The sequence below is a fragment of the Amycolatopsis speibonae genome (assembly GCF_042647925.1).
Classification (GTDB): Bacteria; Actinomycetota; Actinomycetes; order Mycobacteriales; family Pseudonocardiaceae; genus Amycolatopsis; species Amycolatopsis speibonae.
The window spans coordinates 83,071-95,194 of the sequence record NZ_JBHRWK010000025.1 but is presented as its reverse complement, the minus strand read 5'-3'; the positions used below and the strand labels follow the sequence as shown (position 1 = coordinate 95,194).

Below are 12,124 nucleotides of genomic sequence, written 5' to 3'. Positions count from 1 at the left end.
GCCGCTCGTTTTTCCGGCAGCCGTCCCGAACTTGTCAGCTCTCGTGCGGGCCGAGCGCACCCGAGGCCGCCTGCCGACCTTCCTTCAGCTCGACGAAGATCGAGTGGGTTTCGGTGTCTCCGATGTTCTCCCCGGAGTGGTCCTGCGCGTCGAGCCAGCGCGCCTGGCCCGCCGGCAGCTCCACCTCGACCTGCCGCCCGCCTGCCGAGAGCCGGCGGCGGAACGAGGTCAGAGTGATCATGACGCTGTCCGGGTGGCCATGCGGAGTGGTGCGGTGACCCGGCCTGTCGCGGTACTCCAGCACGCGGACTCGGTCGTTCTCGAAGACCACGCTGTAGAAGTCGGGATTCGTGGCTGCTGGATCCGGGCCCATGATCGCCTCCTGACACTCCCATTTATGGGCACTATAGTACCATGATGGGCATGGCTGTCCCCTATGAAGCGACCGGCCGCCGTGCCCAGAAGAACCGCACCCGGACGGCACTGGTGGAAGCCGCCCGCACGCTGCTCGCCGACGGCGTGGCACCCACCGTCGAAGCGGCGGCCGCCGCGGCCGGCATCTCGCGGACCACGGCCTACCGCTACTTCGCCAATCAGCGGGCGCTGGTCGCCGCGGCGCATCCGGAGATCGACCGCACCTCCCTGCTCCCGGCTGACGCGCCACAGGATCCGGCCGCCCGCCTCGACGTCCTGATGGCCGCTTTCACCCGTCTGACGCTGGATTGGGAACCGCAGCTGCGCGCCTCACTGCGGCTGTCCCTGGAACCGATCCGCGACGGCGAGCAGCCCGTGCTGCGCCAGGGCCGCGCCATCGGCTGGATCGAAGAAGCGCTGTCCCCGCTGCACGCTTCCAGGCCCGACATCGACGTCCACCGGCTCGCGGTGGCGATCCGCTCCGCCACCGGTATCGAGGCGCTGATCTGGCTCACGGACATCGCGGGCCTGCCCCGCCCCGAGGCCGCCGACCTCCTGTGCCGGACCGCGCAGGCACTGCTGGCGGCCGCCGTCCAGGACCGGCCGACGGAACGCCCCGGGCCGTAGCCGGGACGTCCGAGTGTCTGGGTAGCATCCGGATATGCCATCACGACTTGACGGGCCTGCCCCGTGTCCCGTGCGATGACCAACCGCTTAGTTTGTCTTGGTGACTCCTTCACCGAGGGTGTCGGCGACGAGGACCCGTCGTCCCCCAACGGCGTCCGCGGCTGGGCCGACAGGGTCGCCGGTGGGCTCGCGGCCACTCGCCAGGACTTCCGCTACGCCAACCTCGCGATCCGCGGCAAACTGCTCGGGCAGGTCCTCGCGGAGCAGTTGGAACCGGCGCTGGCGCTGAATCCGGACCTCGTGACGGTCTACGCGGGCGGCAACGACCTGATGAGGCCGAAGGTCGACATCGACGGTCTCATTGACGACTACGACGTCGCTGTCGGCAAAGTCGTCGCGACCGGTGCGCGCGTCGTGCTCTTCACCGGTGTCGACGGGGTCGAAGACGCTCTGTTCCGCCGGATCCGGGGGCGCGTCGCGATCTACAACGAGCACGTCCGCGGGATCGCGGCCCGGCACGGGGCGCTACTGGTGGACATGTGGGCGATGCGCCGGCTGCGCGACAGGCGTCTGTGGGCGCCGGACCGGCTGCACCTGAACTCCGCGGGGCACAACGAGATCGCCATCGCCGTACTCGACGCGCTCGGCGAACCGCACAAGCTGACGCCTGCCGAGCTCGGGCCGCGGCCGCTGCTGAGCCCGCAGGCGCGGCGCACCGAGAACCTCCAGTGGGGCAGGGAACATGCCGTCCCGTGGATCAAGCGCAGGCTGCGAGGCGAGTCCTCGGGCGACACGCTCGCGCCGAAACACCCGACGATGGACCCTTACCCCTGACGTGGCCTGAGTCCGTCGAAGAGGATGCAGATCGTCCGGGTCCGTAGTTCGGGCCCGGCATGTTCCGCCGCCTTCGCCGTTCCGATGATCACCGGGATGAGTTCGTCGACGCCGAGATCCTTGCGGACGTCGCCGGTGTCCTGCGCCCGGCTGAGCAGGATGCCGAGCGCGTCCTTGAGGCGGACACCGATGACCGATCCCGCCGAGGGAACGCTGATCCCGGCCGCCGACAGGGCTTCGAAGTAGGCGTTCTTGGCGTCGGCCATCGCGATCCAGCCGGTCAGGAACCCGAAGAACGCGGCGCCCGGGTCCGGTGAGTCGGCGGCCACCGTGGATTCCGCTTCGTCGACGAAGCGGTGCAGGCGTGCGTAAAGAACCGCCTCCAGCAGCGCTTCTTTCGTCGGAAAGTGCCGGAACACGGTGCCGACGCCGACGCCTGCCTCGCGGGCGACTTCTTCGGTCGGCGCACTGGTGCCTTTGGCCGTGAAAACGCGCTCCGCGGCCTCCAGCACCCGTGTGCGGTTACGGCGGGCATCGGCTCGGAGCGGTTTCTCGTCCGTCACAGCGGGGATCTTAGACCCGTTGTCGAGAGCCGGTACGGCGGCTGACTCGTGAGTGGTAAAGCTGGTTCCAACCGTCCCTGCCACTCACGAGACCGGAGTGCTTCCGCCGCTAGTCCGGCATCTCGTCCAGCACGCGCGCCAACGCCTTGGGGACGCCGGTGCGCCGGCCGCCGCCCCATGATCCGTCGCGACATCCGCTGGAATTCGTCGTCGGGGTCGAAGCCCTCGTGGCTGAGGAACAGCCGGGTGCCCCGGCCCTCCGGCTCGAGCCGCCACGTGACCGTCCACTCCGGACCCCAGCTGATACTGAGCAACCGCTCCGGCTCCACGGCCAGCACCTCGCAGGCGACCGGGCCGCCCGCGAAACCGGCGGCGGGAACGGGGTCCGCGAGCAGTTCGAACCGGTGGCCCACAACGGGTTTGATGTCGTTGGGCATGCGGAGCCAGCGCTCCAGCAGCTGCGGCTCGGTCAGCGCGCGCCACACCTTGCGCGGCGGATGCGCCAGGAACTGATCGACGTGGACGGCTGTCGGATCCTCGTCGTTCAGAGCTCCTCCTCGTCCAGCAGGTCACGCAGATCGGCCAGCTTTCCGCGCCAGTATTGTTCGTAGGGCGAAAGCCAGTCGGAGACTTCCTGCAGCGGTGCGGCTTCCAGAGAGTAGACGCGATTGCGGCCCTGCCGCTCTTCCCGGACGAGCCCCGCTTCGCGTAGCACACGAAGGTGTTCCGACAGGCTCGGCCGCCGCATGTCGAAACGCTCGGCGATCTCACCCGCGGCCCGCGGGCCGTCGAGAAGGATGCCCAGTACCTCGCGGCGGGCCGGGTTGGCGAGCGCGGCGAAGACGTCGTCGTTGACCGGCACTAGCGTGGCCAGTTCCCGTAGCCGGAGGGTTCGAGCAGTCCCATCGCATTGCCGTCGGGATCTTTCAAGGACGTCACGCGGCCCCACGGCATCTCCTCCGCGTCGGCGACCTCGACGCCCTGAGCGCGAAGCTCCGCGATGTCGCCATCGATGTCGGCGGTGCTGAGCTGGAAGTGCACGCGCGTGTCGTGATCGGGCCCGCCGACTGCGCGGTCGACCAGGACGACGCCGGTCTCCGCTCCCTGGGGGCCGGCCATGACGAACGGGCCGTGCGGGCCGCTGACGTCGACGAGCAGGACGAAACCGAGCTTGCCGATGTAGAAGTCCCGTGCCTTGGCCTGATCAGAGACCGGCACGGTGAGGAACTGGATGCGGTCGATGGTCATCCCGCGACTTTACGTAGGAGATTTCCTACGTGTCAAACGGGCCTTCACACGCGGCCACCGTGACCACTGGCGCGCACGTGGCAATCCCGAAGTCCGTGAACAATCCGCGTACGCCTTGCCTTTGACGGAGTCAGAGTTGATGGGCCCGGCTTGATCGCGATGCGGCCGGGATCGACGTCGGCGTTGATCCGTTTGCCGAACCCTGCCCGAAAGCCAACCAAAAACGCCTCCCTACAACCTCGATCTAGCTGGAAGTCCAGGGATCGTGACCAGGGCCGCAACAGCTTGAGTTCACCTATGGACGAGCTTTTAGCGTCGTCGTCATGAACACAGAAACCACCGCGCAGTCCCCGCTTCGCCTCGCCGTGATCATCGGCAGCGTCCGGCACGAGCGTTTCGCCGACGCCATCACGGGCTGGCTTCTGACCGAACTCGCCGCGATCGACGGTCTGGAGGCCGATCCGATCGACCTCGCCGACGTCGATCTCCCGTTGCAGGGAACGCGGCCCGGCGGCACCGAGACGGCGATCAGCGCCAGGCTGCACGCGGCCGACGCCTACCTGGTCGTCACGCCGGAGTACAACCACAGCTTCCCCGCCGCGCTGAAGAACGCGATCGACTGGCACTTCACCGAGTGGGCGTACAAGCCTGTCGGGTTCGTGGGCTACGGGGCGGGTTCGGGTGGCATCCGCGCGATCGAGCAGCTGCGGCTGATCTTCCCCGAACTGCGGGCCACCACCGTCCGCGACGCGGTGCTGCTGAACGCACCGTGGACCCGTCTCGGCCCGAACGGGTACGAAGCCACCGAAGGCGAGCGCGCCGCGCTGGCCGGGACGATGACCGAGCTGGACTGGTGGGCCCGCACGCTGCGCGCCGGACGGGTCGCGGATCAGGCGGGTGCGGCATGAACCGCCTGACCGCGCAGGAACTGCGCATCGCCGCGGTGATCGCGCTCGGCGGGTTGATGGCCGTTCTGGACACCACGATCGTCGCCGTCGCGCTGCCGCGGTTCATGACGACCTTCTCCGCGTCGCTCACCACCATCCAGTGGGTCGCGACGGCCTACGCGCTCGCCATGGTCGCGGCGATGCCTCTCGCGGCGACCATGGCTCAACGCTGGGGAACGCGCCGGGTGTACCTGGTCGCGTTGCTCGTGTTCGCGGCGGCGTCCGCGGCCGCCGGTGCCGCCGGCGATCTCGGATGGCTGATCGCCGCACGGGCGGTACAGGGTCTCGCCGGTGGCCTGATCAATCCCTTGGGGATGACCATCGGTTTCGGCACGGTGGATCCGGCACGCCGGAGCCGGATGACCACGATCACCGGGCTGCCTCTGCTGGTCGGGCCTATTCTGGGCCCGGTGCTCGGCGGCTTCCTGCTGGACAGCCTGTCGTGGCGGGCGCTGTTCTTCATCACCGTCCCGCCCGCGCTGCTCGCCGTGGTGGGCGTGCTGCGCTGGATTCCCGCCGATGCGCCGTCGGCGGAACGCTCCCCGATCGACCTCCTGGGTGGTCTGCTGCTCGTCCCCGGTGTCGTCGCGGTGGCCTACGGATTCAGTGAGGAGGCGCTCGGCTGGGGCGCCCGCGTGGCGATCGTGGTCGCCGGATCGGCGCTCATGGCGGTGTTCACCCGCCGGTCGTGGCACCATCGCGCGCCGCTGCTGAATGTCCGGCTCCTGCGTGACCGGACGTTCGGGCGCAACACCGCGGTCCTCGTCCTGTACGCCGCGCCATACTTCGGTTCGATGCTGCTGATGCCCGCCTACGTCCAGGTCATCCGCGGTGACTCGCCCATGGTCAGCGCGCTGCTGTCGGTGCCGGGCGCGCTCGGGATGGGCATCACCATCCAGTTCGCCGCTCGCGTCCTGGAACGCTTCGGGCCGCGGATCGTCGTCGGGACCGGGCTGAGCCTGGCCATCATCGCGACCGGGATGACCATGTTCGTCCTCGCGCCGGACACGCCGTACCCGGTGCTGGCGATCTTGGGTGTGTTCCAGGGGGCGGGCACCGGAGCGATCATGATGCCCACGATCGTCAGTGCAGGCCGGAACCTGCACGGATCGGACCTCGCGTCCGGTTCCGCGATCCTTCCCCTGGCCAGCACCATCGCGAGCGCGGTCGGTACGGCGGTGGTGAGCGCGGTGTTCACCGGGTTGATCGCGGCGGCCACCGGAGGGCGGGGGCTCGCGGCGCTGAGCGACCCGTCGGCGAGCACCGGGCTGGCCGAGGAGCTCGTCTCTTCGTATCGCGTGACGCTCGTCGGTGTCCTGGCGGTCATGGTGATCGCCCTGGTGGTGAGGCTGAAGACCCGGCCCGCCCCGGTAGCCTCGGCGGCGGAACCCACGACGGTACGGAGCGCAGCATGACGACGCCGACCCCGGCACTTCCCCGGCTCGATGCCCACCTGACCATCGGTGAGGTCGCGAGCCGGGCCGGCGTGTCGGCCAACGCCGTCCGGTACTACGAGCGCTACCGCGTCATCACCGCCGAACGCACCGCGGGCAACGCGCGCCGGTTCACCGTCGACGCCATCTGCCGGATCCGGCTCGCGGTGGCCGCCCAGCGGGTCGGGCTCAGCCTCGCCGACAGCGCGGAGATCCTGGCCGAGATCCCGCCGATGTCCCCCGACCTCGAGCAGTGGTCCCGGGCCGGGCAGCGGCTCATCGACGCCGGGCAGGCGCGTATCGCCGAACTCACCGAGGTGGTCGGCGAGTACCGATCGCTCGGGTTCCTCAGGAGCTGAAGGGCCCGTCCGCCGCGGTCGACCAGCGGAACACCGGGTGGTCCTCCAGTCCGGGGTAGGCCACGGCCATACCCCGGACAGGGGACATCGACCACAGCCGAGCGTCAGGCGACGCGGCATGGTCCGCCCATTCCGGGGACCATGCCGCGATGTAGCGCTCGTAGATGCGGCGGATCCGGGCGAGGTCCTTGGTCTCCAGCCTCGCGGGCCCGGTCATCCGCACTTGGCGGACGTCGCCGGGCGGGTCGAACGTCGCGACCATGACCGCGACCTCGCGCTCGTCACGAGCGGCGGCCAGGAACGGGGACGGCCTGTCCCCGGATGCAGGGGTGTGGAACCACAGTCTGCTTTCCTCGGCCACGAACCACATCATCGCCAGGGCCGGGTTCCCCCGGCCGGTGGTGGTGGCGACGCTGGCAGGCAGGCGCGGCTCGTCGAGGAAGCCCGGTACGGCGAAAGTCGGTCGGTCCATGAGGCCACCCTGCAACCTCGGCCGCGGTCGAGGTCCAGCGTCCCGCGGACCCCGGGCGAAACGAAGAGGGCCGCCCCGGACGGGACGGCCCTCTCACGATTCCGGATCAGCGCTGCGGCGGACCACCCTGCGGCCCGCCGAACGGGCCCTGCTGCGGGAACGGGCCGCTGCCCGGTCCCTGCGACGGCGGCCCCTGGTACGGGCCTCCCTGCGGGCCGGCGGGCGGCTGGGCCTGCGGCAACCGGGCCGGAGGCGGCGGAGCCTGCTGCTGCGGGGGCTCCGGGGCGGCCTCCGGCTCGGGAGCGACATTGGGAACCTTGCGCGGAGCGGGCGGCTCCTGCCGCGGCGTCGCGACGCCGAGTGCCGGAACCTCCTTGCGCGCCACGGCTTCCGCGGCCGCGACGGCCTCGGCGACCTTCGGGTCGCTGGAGGTGTCGAACCAGCCCTGGACCTCTTCGTCCTCCAAGTCCGGCTTCTCGACGGGGTCTTCCTTCGGCGGTTCGTAGCGGAACACGCCGTCGTCGCCGGGGGCGCCGAGCGCCCGGGCGAAGCCCTCCAGGGCCTTGCCGTAGTCGCTCGGGATCATCCAGACCTTGTTCGCGTCGCCCTGCGCCAGCTGCGGCAGGGTCTGCAGGTACTGGTACGCCAGGACCTCGGGAGTAGGGCGTCCGGCCTTGATCGCCGCGAAGACCTTCTCGATGGCCTTCGCCTGGCCCTGGGCCTGCAGGTACCGGGCGGCACGTTCACCCTGCGCCCGCAGGATCCGCGACTGCCGCTCGGCCTCCGCGCCCAGGATCGCGGCCTGCTTGGCACCTTCGGCCGCGAGGATCTGGCTCTGCTTCTGGCCTTCCGCGGTCTTGATCGCCGATTCACGCTGCCCCTCGGCGGTCAGGATCATCGCGCGCTTCTCACGGTCGGCGCGCATCTGCTTCTCCATCGAGTCCTGGATGGAGGGCGGCGGGTCGATCGCCTTCAGCTCGACACGGGCGACGCGGATGCCCCAGCGGCCGGTGGCCTCGTCGAGCACACCGCGCAGCTGGCTGTTGATCGAGTCACGCGAGGTCAGCGTCTGCTCAAGGCTCATGCCACCGACGACGTTACGCAGCGTCGTGGTGGTCAGCTGCTCGACACCGACGATGTAGTTCGAGATCTCATAGACCGCCGCCCGCGAGTCGGTCACCTGGAAGTACACGACCGTGTCGATGGACACGGTCAGGTTGTCCTCGGTGATCACCGGCTGGGGCGGGAAGGAGACGACCTGTTCGCGGAGGTCGATCCGCGCCCGCACCTTGTCCAGGAAGGGCACCAGAAACGTCAGGCCGGGAGAGGCCACCGTCCGGAACCGGCCCAGCCGTTCGATCACGGCCGACTGGGCCTGTGGCACCACCATGATCGCCTTGACCACGACAACGACCACGAACAACGCGAGCAGTCCGACGACGATGAACACCACTGTCTCTGACAACTACCTTCCCCTTACGTAGAAACAAATCTGTTGCTGTGCGGCCGTCCGGCTCACAGCTCGGCCGAAACGACCGCCGTGGCGCCCGAGATCTCGACGACCGTCACCGATGTCCCCGGGGCGATCGGTTCCCCGTCGGTCATGCACCGTGCGGACCACACGTCACCGGCCAGCTTCACCCTGCCCGCCTCGACGTCCACTGTGGACACTACTACCGCTCGCGCGCCGATCAGCGCGTCGGTGTTGGTCTTGATGTCCGGTCCCGCGAGGAACCGGCGTTTGAGCGTCGGCCGGACGAGGGCGAGCATCCCGACCGAGGCGACGGCGAACACCGCGACGTCGATGAACGGGTTCCCGGTCAAGGCTGCGGAGCCGGCCCCGAGCAGGGCCCCCGCGCCGACCATGAGCAGGAACAGGTCACCCGAGAGCAGCTCGGCGATGATCAAGAGGATGCCGGCGATCAGCCAGATGAGAGCGCCTGTCATGCGTTCATGCTCCCAGATCGCGCCGATTCATACCGAAGAAGCGAAACTGACGTGACCGACGCGTGACCTTGAGTGACCTCACGCAAACCGGTCATTCAGGACTCCTCGCCCGGGTCGGAGACGAAGTCGATGAGCCGCTCCACCGCTCCGATCAGCGGCGTTTCCAGATCCCGGTAGCTGGAAACGGCGGACAGGATCCGCTGCCAGCCCTCCCACGGCTCACCCCAGCCGAGCGCGTCGCAGACGCCCTCTTTCCACTCCGTGCCACGAGGGACCTTCGGCCAGGCGCGGATACCGACCACCGACGGCTTCACGGCCTCCCAGATGTCGATGTACGGATGCCCGGTGATCAGCACGTTCCCGTCGCGGATCCCGTCGACGATCCGGGACTCCTTGCTGCCCGCGACCAGGTGGTCGACCAGCACCCCGAGACGGCGGCCGGGTCCGGTACCGAACTCGCCGATGCGGTCGGAGAGCACGTCCACCCCATCGAGTGGTTCCACCACCACACCTTCGACCCGCAGGTCGTGTCCCCAGACCCGTTCGACGAGTTCGGCGTCGTGTTTGCCTTCCACCCAGATGCGCGAATCACGCGCGACCCTGGCCTTGAGTCCCTGGACATGCACCGACCCGGACGCGGAGATCCGCCGGGCCGGGGTCGCCGGGGCCGCCTTCGCCGGCACGAGCGTGACCGGTTTGCCTTCGAGCAGGAAGCCCGCCGGGTTCAGCGGGAACACGCGATGCTTGCCGTGCCGGTCTTCGAGGACGACGTTGCCGTACTCGATCTTCACCACGGCGCCGCAGTATCCGCTGGCAGGGTCTTCGACCACGAGACCCGGCTCGGCGGGCACCTCGGGGATCTTCCGCTTGCGCGGGCCGGACAGCACGTCGTCGTACGAATGGGAGCGCACGGCGGACGACGCTAGCGGTGCCCGGGGTCAGCGTCTCCCCGCCACGCCGGTCAGGCCGCCATCCGGAGCATTGCCTCGACGAACGGGGTCCGCTCACCGCGCTCGAGCGGCCGCATCACGAACAGCGGCGAGAGCGCGACGCACCACGCGCGGACCCGCTCGGCGTCGAACCCCGGCAGATGCGGCGCGATCGCGTCGAACCCGTCCTCGAGCGTGCCGCCGCCGGTCATCGGCAGGGTGACCCAGTCGGCCAGGTCGAAGGACGGGTCACCGATGCTCGGGCGCGGGTCGATCGCGACCGCTCCCCTGCCGTGCCCGCCGTCGAGGACATTGCCCGGGTGCAGGTCACCGTGCACGATCGCGTGCCCTCCCCCGTCGGTCGCGAGGGCCAGCGCCCGGAGCCGGGCGCGGTCAAGGGTCTCCAGCGACAGCGTGGCCTCGGCCACCGAGCCCCGCAGCCCCCGCTCGGCGAGCCGGTACATGAACACGACCCGGTCTTCCAGTGTCGAGAAACCCGGCGGCGGTGTCACGGCGTGGATCTGGGCCAGCAGGTCACCGACCTCCGCCCACGGGACGTTCGCCCCCGCTTCCAGCAGTTGCGTGCCCGGATCGATCCCCTCCAGCAGGATCGCGCCGTCGGCGACCTCGGTGGCGAGGACCTGCACGACCCGCGAACACCCGTCCCACGCCCGCAGCGCGGCGGCCTCGGACTCGGCGATCGCGTGATCCGGGGTCAGCTTGAGGACCTTCATGGCGCCGTCGTCCCCGGCACAGATCAGGGTGCGGCCGGTGTTGCCCGGTTTCGCGTCGACGACGGTGAGACCCCAGCGTTCCGCCAGCCGCGCCACGAGCGCGGGCAGCTCGTCACACCACGTCGCGACGTCCTCGCCGAAGCGCCTGATCAGGCGGGCACGGGCCTGATCGTCCATGACGTTCAGAACAGCGGCCAGGGGATCGCGCGCCAGTCGTCGCCGGGCTCCGGGAAGACACCCTCCGCCAGCAGCAGCTCAGTACGCTCCGCCAGCGCCCGGATCTCGAAGCCGGTGAGGTGCTCGCCGAGCGCGTCGCCGAGCTCGCCGTCCAGCCGCTCACGCAGGCCTCGCAGCTTGCCGACCTCGGCCTCGGTCAGCCGCTCGCCGATCCAGCCCCACAGCACCGTCCGCAGCTTCGGATCGGTGTGCAGGCAGATCCCGTGATCCACGCCGTAGACACGGCCGTCGGTGCCGGCGAGCACGTGGCCGCCCTTGCGGTCGGTGTTGTTGACCACGATGTCGAGCAACGCCAGTTCCCGCATGCCCTGCCGGTTCGCGTGCGCGAGCACCGCGGGCTCACCGTCGCGATCGTGCGCGTGCAGCACGACACGCCAGCCGTCCGGCAGGCTCTCCGGGGAGCGGACGTCGACCAGTTCCTCGTCGGTGGTCTCGATCCACAGCTGCACCATGCCGGGACCGAACGGCCCGTCGCGCAGCACTGTCGGCGGGATCGCGCCGAGCCCGGACGCGTCGGCGACCATCGCCGTCGCGACCTCGCGGCCGGCCAGCGTCCCGTCCGGGAAGTCCCACAGCGGCCGTTCCCCCGACACCGGCTTGTACACGACGTTCCCGGTCACGCCGTCGAGTTCGATCGTGCAGAAGAGCGTGACGTTCGAAGCGTCGACGAGCCTTCCTTCGACGTCGATCTTGCCGCGCGTCACCAGCTCCCGCGAAGTCTCCGACACCTCGTCAGTCCTCGAGGACGTCGACGTCGCGCCGGTACCCGTTCTGCCGCGGGCAGATGTGGCCCGCCGGGTCGAGCGGCTCGGCACACAGCGGGCACGGTTTACGGCCGGCGTTGACCACCCTGTCGGCGCGTTCGGCGAACGCCCGCGCCGCACCGGGGGTCAGGAAGACACGGACGGCGTCCGGCCCCTCTTCGGTGTCGTCCAGAACGACCGTTTCGTCCACCTCGCCTTCCGTCATCGCGAGCAGCTCGATGACGACGGCGCTGCTGTCGGCGTCCCAGCCGAGGCCCATCGTGCCGACGCGGAACTCCTCCTCGACCGGAACGGTCAGGGGGTCGACGTCGAGGAGCTCGTCGGGCGCGTCGTCCGGTACGTCCGCGCCGAACCGGCTGGCGACCTCTTCCAGCAGCGAGCTCAGCCTTTCGGCCAAGACCACGACCTGCTGTTTTTCGATCGTCACACTGATCGTGCGGACGTCCTCGGACGCCTGGAGGTAGAACGTGCGGTCGCCGGGCTCACCGACGGTTCCTGCGACGAACCGGTCGGGCTGGCGGAAGACGTGGATTACGCGAGACATGGCACCTTTGACCCTAGGCCACGCCCCCATGATCGGCATCCGCCGCCCCACGGTTCCGCCGAGGGCGAAACC

At 69.7% G+C, this 12,124-nt stretch carries 17 protein-coding genes; 5 read left to right on the top strand and 12 right to left on the bottom strand.

Annotated elements, in window-relative coordinates; all coding sequences use genetic code 11:
- Window positions 1-34: 34 nt before the first annotated feature.
- Window positions 35-373 carry a cupin domain-containing protein gene (locus tag ACFOSH_RS19115; RefSeq protein ID WP_378240314.1) on the bottom strand — a complete coding sequence of 113 codons (339 nt, stop codon included), beginning with the start codon at window positions 371-373 and terminating at the stop codon, window positions 35-37.
- Between the two features lie 50 nt (window positions 374-423).
- Here ACFOSH_RS19115 and ACFOSH_RS19110 point away from each other — a divergent pair, with 50 nt between their 5' ends.
- Both ACFOSH_RS19110 and ACFOSH_RS19105 read left to right on the top strand, forming a co-directional pair.
- On the top strand, window positions 424-1,041 hold the full coding sequence (locus ACFOSH_RS19110; protein WP_378240313.1) for a TetR/AcrR family transcriptional regulator: 618 nt from the start codon (window positions 424-426) through the stop codon (window positions 1,039-1,041).
- Window positions 1,042-1,116: 75 nt separating this feature from the next.
- Window positions 1,117-1,875, top strand: coding sequence for an SGNH/GDSL hydrolase family protein (locus ACFOSH_RS19105; RefSeq protein ID WP_378240312.1), 759 nt, complete (start codon window positions 1,117-1,119; stop codon window positions 1,873-1,875).
- Here the strand turns inward: ACFOSH_RS19105 and ACFOSH_RS19100 are convergent.
- Genes ACFOSH_RS19100 through ACFOSH_RS19085 form a run of 4 tightly spaced genes read right to left on the bottom strand, consistent with a single transcriptional unit; the run spans window position 1,866 to window position 3,686 of the window.
- Complete coding sequence (locus ACFOSH_RS19100) at window positions 1,866-2,438, bottom strand: TetR/AcrR family transcriptional regulator (RefSeq protein ID WP_378240310.1); 573 nt, start codon at window positions 2,436-2,438, stop codon at window positions 1,866-1,868. The genes ACFOSH_RS19105 and ACFOSH_RS19100 overlap by 10 nt on opposite strands.
- On the bottom strand, window positions 2,435-2,923 hold the full coding sequence (locus ACFOSH_RS19095) for an SRPBCC family protein (RefSeq protein WP_378240309.1): 489 nt from the start codon (window positions 2,921-2,923) through the stop codon (window positions 2,435-2,437). Before ACFOSH_RS19095 ends, ACFOSH_RS19100 begins: the two co-directional genes overlap by 4 nt.
- A gap of 59 nt (window positions 2,924-2,982) precedes the next feature.
- The gene (locus ACFOSH_RS19090; RefSeq protein ID WP_378240308.1) at window positions 2,983-3,300 is read right to left on the bottom strand and encodes a metalloregulator ArsR/SmtB family transcription factor; all 318 of its coding nucleotides are present in this window, start codon (window positions 3,298-3,300) and stop codon (window positions 2,983-2,985) included.
- Window positions 3,300-3,686, bottom strand: a complete 387-nt coding sequence (locus ACFOSH_RS19085) for a VOC family protein (protein WP_378240307.1) — start codon at window positions 3,684-3,686, stop codon at window positions 3,300-3,302. The genes ACFOSH_RS19090 and ACFOSH_RS19085 overlap by 1 nt, the downstream gene beginning before the upstream one ends.
- Before the next feature lie 323 nt (window positions 3,687-4,009).
- On the opposite strand from ACFOSH_RS19085, the gene ACFOSH_RS19080 reads away from it, so the two are divergent.
- From ACFOSH_RS19080 to ACFOSH_RS19070, 3 genes are read left to right on the top strand one after another with little or no spacing between them, the layout of a single operon-like run.
- Window positions 4,010-4,594 (top strand): NADPH-dependent FMN reductase, encoded by a 585-nt coding sequence (locus ACFOSH_RS19080; RefSeq protein ID WP_378240306.1) that lies wholly within the window; start codon window positions 4,010-4,012, stop codon window positions 4,592-4,594.
- Entirely contained in the window at window positions 4,591-6,048 is a 1,458-nt protein-coding gene (locus tag ACFOSH_RS19075; protein WP_378240305.1) for a DHA2 family efflux MFS transporter permease subunit, read from the top strand. The genes ACFOSH_RS19080 and ACFOSH_RS19075 overlap by 4 nt, the downstream gene beginning before the upstream one ends.
- Window positions 6,045-6,425, top strand: coding sequence for a MerR family transcriptional regulator (locus tag ACFOSH_RS19070; RefSeq protein WP_378240304.1), 381 nt, complete (start codon window positions 6,045-6,047; stop codon window positions 6,423-6,425). Before ACFOSH_RS19075 ends, ACFOSH_RS19070 begins: the two co-directional genes overlap by 4 nt.
- Here ACFOSH_RS19070 and ACFOSH_RS19065 read toward each other — a convergent pair.
- From ACFOSH_RS19065 to ACFOSH_RS19035, 7 genes are all read right to left on the bottom strand, one after another.
- Window positions 6,415-6,897: a pyridoxamine 5'-phosphate oxidase family protein gene (locus ACFOSH_RS19065; protein WP_378240303.1), complete on the bottom strand. Its 483-nt coding sequence runs from the start codon at window positions 6,895-6,897 to the stop codon at window positions 6,415-6,417. The genes ACFOSH_RS19070 and ACFOSH_RS19065 overlap by 11 nt on opposite strands.
- A 106-nt stretch (window positions 6,898-7,003) precedes the next feature.
- Window positions 7,004-8,350 carry an SPFH domain-containing protein gene (locus tag ACFOSH_RS19060; protein ID WP_378240444.1) on the bottom strand — a complete coding sequence of 449 codons (1,347 nt, stop codon included), beginning with the start codon at window positions 8,348-8,350 and terminating at the stop codon, window positions 7,004-7,006.
- Window positions 8,351-8,412: 62 nt separating this feature from the next.
- On the bottom strand, window positions 8,413-8,844 hold the full coding sequence (locus ACFOSH_RS19055) for an NfeD family protein (RefSeq protein WP_378240302.1): 432 nt from the start codon (window positions 8,842-8,844) through the stop codon (window positions 8,413-8,415).
- A gap of 95 nt (window positions 8,845-8,939) precedes the next feature.
- Window positions 8,940-9,755, bottom strand: a complete 816-nt coding sequence (locus ACFOSH_RS19050; protein ID WP_378240300.1) for a DUF3097 domain-containing protein — start codon at window positions 9,753-9,755, stop codon at window positions 8,940-8,942.
- Window positions 9,756-9,805: 50 nt separating this feature from the next.
- Window positions 9,806-10,705, bottom strand: a complete 900-nt coding sequence (locus ACFOSH_RS19045) for an aminoglycoside phosphotransferase family protein (RefSeq protein ID WP_378240443.1) — start codon at window positions 10,703-10,705, stop codon at window positions 9,806-9,808.
- The gene (locus tag ACFOSH_RS19040) at window positions 10,690-11,472 is read right to left on the bottom strand and encodes an SCO1664 family protein (RefSeq protein ID WP_378240299.1); all 783 of its coding nucleotides are present in this window, start codon (window positions 11,470-11,472) and stop codon (window positions 10,690-10,692) included. Before ACFOSH_RS19040 ends, ACFOSH_RS19045 begins: the two co-directional genes overlap by 16 nt.
- Window positions 11,473-11,476: 4 nt before the next feature.
- Window positions 11,477-12,052: a DUF3090 domain-containing protein gene (locus ACFOSH_RS19035; protein WP_016334235.1), complete on the bottom strand. Its 576-nt coding sequence runs from the start codon at window positions 12,050-12,052 to the stop codon at window positions 11,477-11,479.
- Window positions 12,053-12,124 lie beyond the last annotated feature (72 nt).